Raw genomic sequence first — 3,712 nt, forward strand, 5'->3', positions numbered from 1 at the left:
CCGCGTGCCGGAAGCCCGGCGCGTCCAGGGTGCCGCCCTCGTCCAGCGCGAGCGGCAGCACGCCCGCGCTCACCCCGAGCGCCGGGCTTCCGGCACGCGGCGGAGGTCGGCTGGTACGCCCACGGCCCCCGGCCGGGCGAGCCGGGTCCCGCCGTGCTGGTCGGCCACCGCGACGCCCCGGCCAACCCGGGCACCGTTCCGGTGGTGGGCGGCCGGGACGACATCAAGAACGCGGTCTTCGCCAAGCTCGGCCGGGTGCGCCCCGGCGATCTGGTCGAGGCGGAGCTGGGAGACGGGCGGCGGGTGCCCTTCCGGGTGACGTCCGTGGACACGTACCCGACCGGGGCGTTCCCCACCGAGCGGGTCTACGGCCCGGTGCCCGACCCGCAGCTGCGGCTGATCACCTGCGGCGGGGTCATCGACGCCCAGGGCCACTGGGACTCGAACGTCGTGGTCAGCGCGGTGTCGGACGCCGTATCCGGCGACGGGCCCGCGGCGGTGCGCTGAGACCTGGCGGGCCCGCGGGGGTCAGGCGGCCAGGTTGTTGTCGTCCGGCCGCTGCTCGGGAATGCCCAGCGACCGCGTCCCGCCGATCCCACCGGCCCCCGGCTCCGCGCGGTCCCGCTCACGCGCCGCCCGCGACCGTACGAGCGGACCGAGCCGGGGCGACCTGGCGACGGCGGAGACGAGCGGCGTCAGCAGCGCGAGCGCGAGCGGGGTGAGCAGCAGGGCGACCGCCGTTCCGAGCGCGAAGCCGCCGATCACGTCGGTCGGATAGTGGACGCCCAGGTAGACGCGGCAGAAGCCTTCGAGCAGCGCCAGCGCGATCGCGCCGACGCCGAGCCGGCGGTGCGCGACGAAGACGCCGACGGCGATGGCCATCGCCATGGTGGCGTGGTCGCTGACGAACGAGTAGTCCGTCTTGCCGGTGACCAGGACCTCAAGTCCCTTGTGGTCGAGGAAGGGCCGGGGGCGCTCCACGAAACCGCGGATCGGGATGTTGACCAGCAGCGCCACCGCGGCGGCCAGCGGCGCCCAGAGGAGACCGGCGACGGACCCGACCGAGTCCTCGGCGGAACCGGCCCCGCGCACGCTCCACCAGGCCGCGAGCACGACGAGGACCAGCCCGATCATGATCCCGTACTCGCCGGTGAACGCCATGGCGCGGTCGAACCACGGCGGGGCGTCCTTGGCCAGCCCGTTGATGTCGTAGAGCAGGCCGACATCGGGGTTCGACCCATCCAGTACGAGTCCAGCCATCTGCCGCGGCCCCTTTTGCCTCTGCCTCGTCTCCCGCGCGCCGCACCTCGCGGGTGCGCGGCCTCCACCAACCCGCCTGGCCGGTGGGGAACATGCTGCGTGATCAGTACCGCAGCACTTGTCCAGGGAACGGCCCACACGCCGTCCACGTTCCACTCGCTACCGAAAGATCACCATGCCGTTATCGAAGAGTGACACATAGTCGCAGCTCAGAGCGGTGGCCCGCCGCACGGTTCCGGCCACTCGCCACCGTCACGCGCCCTTGCGCCAGCTCCGGTTCCGCTCCGCTCCCCGTCCGTTCCACGGCCTGGATCAGGCTTCGGGGCGATTCTCCGGCAGTGCGGTGGGGAGCGATTTCGCGCCGTCCTCGGTGACGCGGGTCGCCCCGAAGTAGTCGGGGGTGTCGATCTTGTCGAACCGGATCACGGAGCCCGTGTACGGAGCGTTGATCATGTACCCGCCGCCGACGTACAGCCCCACGTGCCGGATGGCCCGGGAGTTGGTCAGATCGTCCGAGAAGAAGACCAGATCACCGGGGAGCAGTTCGTCCCGTGACGGGTGCTCACCCGCGTTGTACTGGTCGTTGGCCACCCGGGGCAGTTCGATCCCCACGGTCCGGTAGGCCGCCTGCGTCAGCCCGGAACAGTCGAAGCGGCCACCCTGCTCCGCCGTGCCGTTGCCGCCCCACAGATAGGGCGTGCCGAGCTTCTGCTGGGCGAAGTAGATGGCGGTGGCCGCCTGCTTGGAGGGCGCCACCCGCCCGACGGGCCGGGCGAAGCTCTTCTCCAGCGTCCGGATGACCTTGACGTAGTTCTGCGTCTCCGCGTAGGGCGGCACGCCCCCGTACTTGATGACGGCGTACGCCCCCGCGTTGTAGGCGGCGAGCATGTTGCTGGCCGGGTCGCCGGGGACGTCCTTGACGTAACCGGCCAGTTCGCAGTCGTAGGAGGCGGCCGAGGGGATCGCGTCGGCCGGGTCCCAGATGTCCTTGACGCCGTCGTTGTTCCCGTCGATCGCGTGCGCTTCCCAGGTGCCGGGGATGAACTGCGCGATGCCCTTGGCGTCGGCGGGGCTCTGCGCGGACGGGTTCCAGCCGCTCTCCTGGTACAACTGCGCGGCGAGGAGGGCGGGGTTGATGGCGGGGCAGTGGTTGCCCCACTTCTGCACCAGCGACTGGTACCGCGCGGGCACCGCCCCCTTGGCCAGCGCCACGGACCCGCCGCCGCCCGCGGCGAGACCGGCGGCCGCGGAGTAGGTACCGACGACGAGCAGGGCGACGAAGCTCATCCCCAGCCCGCCGACGGCGGCCACGATCACCCATGCCTTACGCACCGTCACACACCCCTCGCGTCAGGGCCACCGTCGTGCGCCAGTGTAGGCGGGCGCGGGCGTGATCCGGTGGTGTACGAGGAGAGAGCCGTGGAGGTTCGGCGAAGCCATGACCGTAAAGGTGTAACAACGACAGTCATTGCCCAAAGTCACGCAGCGTGATACACAGAGTAACCATACGCGTCCACGTATATCCGATCCGTACCAGGTCAGCGCCCCGGCGTCGGTCATATGTGCGGGGATCGGGTAAAGAGAGCAGCCAAGCGGCATACGAGGCCGGTTCCATCAGCGAAGATAGAGCGTGACCCGTGCCATGGGGCACGGGCGTGAACGACCCGACAGGGGCGGTGAGTTACATGTACCTGGCAGCCGAGAAGGGCGACATCACCACCATCATCGGTGGCATCGCACCGAACTGGGGGCCTTTCGGGACTCTCGGCAACGAGGCCCGCGTCATGATCGAGGTAGTGATGGCCGTGGCCATCCTGCTCTGCCTGGGCATCGCGATCTGGGGCGCCGCCAAGCAGCGAATCGGGGCGACGGCGCTCAGGGACACGTTCAGCGCCGAGCAGGGCAAGGGCCTGATCGTCGCGGGACTGACCGGTGTCTTCATCATCGGCTCACTGGGCACGCTCTTCACGATCGTGTACGGGATGGCCGTCTAGTGCGCCTCCCGGCCGGCCCCGCCCCGTCACGGCACTAGCGTGCCCCTCCCGGCACGAGCCCCCGCCGGCCTCCGGCCCCGGCCCGCCGGGCCCGAACACCCCGACCGGGACCCGTCCCCCGGCATCCACCGAGCCCATCCGTACCGGTCGTCCCCGGACCACCCTCAACACCACCCGTCCGTCGCACCCACCGGCTGAGGTTGCGTCTCCCTGATGTCGAGTCACCACACCGCGCCCGCGCGGCAACCAGCACGGCTACCGTCGTACTACGCGGGCATCGCAGGCAACGCGGACCGGCACACGGCTGAGGGGACGTACCCGGCATGAGCTTCGGCGACGACCACGGCTACGGCGGCGACACCGGCCGTACGGACGACGGCTTCGGCGGTACGGGCCAGACCCGCACCCGGCTGCCCGACGGCAGAACCGGCGACCCCTACGGCCCCGCCCGCCGCCCC

General features: G+C 71.0%; 4 protein-coding genes. 2 read left to right on the forward strand and 2 right to left on the reverse strand.

The window, feature by feature from the left end; all coding sequences use genetic code 11:
* A partial coding sequence (locus DVH02_RS32830) for a sortase domain-containing protein (protein ID WP_147286187.1) occupies positions 1 to 507 on the forward strand: 507 nt, incomplete at its 5' end.
* A gap of 21 nt (positions 508 to 528) precedes the next feature.
* On the opposite strand, the gene DVH02_RS32835 is transcribed toward DVH02_RS32830, so the two are convergent.
* Both DVH02_RS32835 and DVH02_RS32840 read right to left on the reverse strand, forming a co-directional pair.
* A complete protein-coding gene (locus DVH02_RS32835) occupies positions 529 to 1,260 on the reverse strand; it encodes a phosphatase PAP2 family protein (RefSeq protein ID WP_114627497.1) in 732 nt (243 codons plus the stop codon).
* 312 nt (positions 1,261 to 1,572) lie between these two features.
* Positions 1,573 to 2,547 (reverse strand): C40 family peptidase, encoded by a 975-nt coding sequence (locus tag DVH02_RS32840; RefSeq protein ID WP_114627498.1) that lies wholly within the window; start codon positions 2,545 to 2,547, stop codon positions 1,573 to 1,575.
* Positions 2,548 to 2,945: 398 nt separating this feature from the next.
* On the opposite strand from DVH02_RS32840, the gene DVH02_RS32845 reads away from it, so the two are divergent.
* Positions 2,946 to 3,254 (forward strand): hypothetical protein, encoded by a 309-nt coding sequence (locus DVH02_RS32845; protein WP_003985768.1) that lies wholly within the window; start codon positions 2,946 to 2,948, stop codon positions 3,252 to 3,254.
* The last annotated feature ends 458 nt before the right edge of the window (positions 3,255 to 3,712 follow it).

The organism is Streptomyces corynorhini, assembly GCF_003346515.1.
Taxonomy (GTDB): Bacteria; Actinomycetota; Actinomycetes; order Streptomycetales; family Streptomycetaceae; genus Streptomyces; species Streptomyces corynorhini.

Coding starts and splice junctions, on each gene's coding strand:
- DVH02_RS32835 (WP_114627497.1), bottom strand. CDS start 1,260: ATGGCTGGACTCGTACTGGATGGGTCGAACCCCGATGTCGGCCTGCTC.
- DVH02_RS32840 (WP_114627498.1), bottom strand. CDS start 2,547: ATGAGCTTCGTCGCCCTGCTCGTCGTCGGTACCTACTCCGCGGCCGCC.
- DVH02_RS32845 (WP_003985768.1), top strand. CDS start 2,946: ATGTACCTGGCAGCCGAGAAGGGCGACATCACCACCATCATCGGTGGC.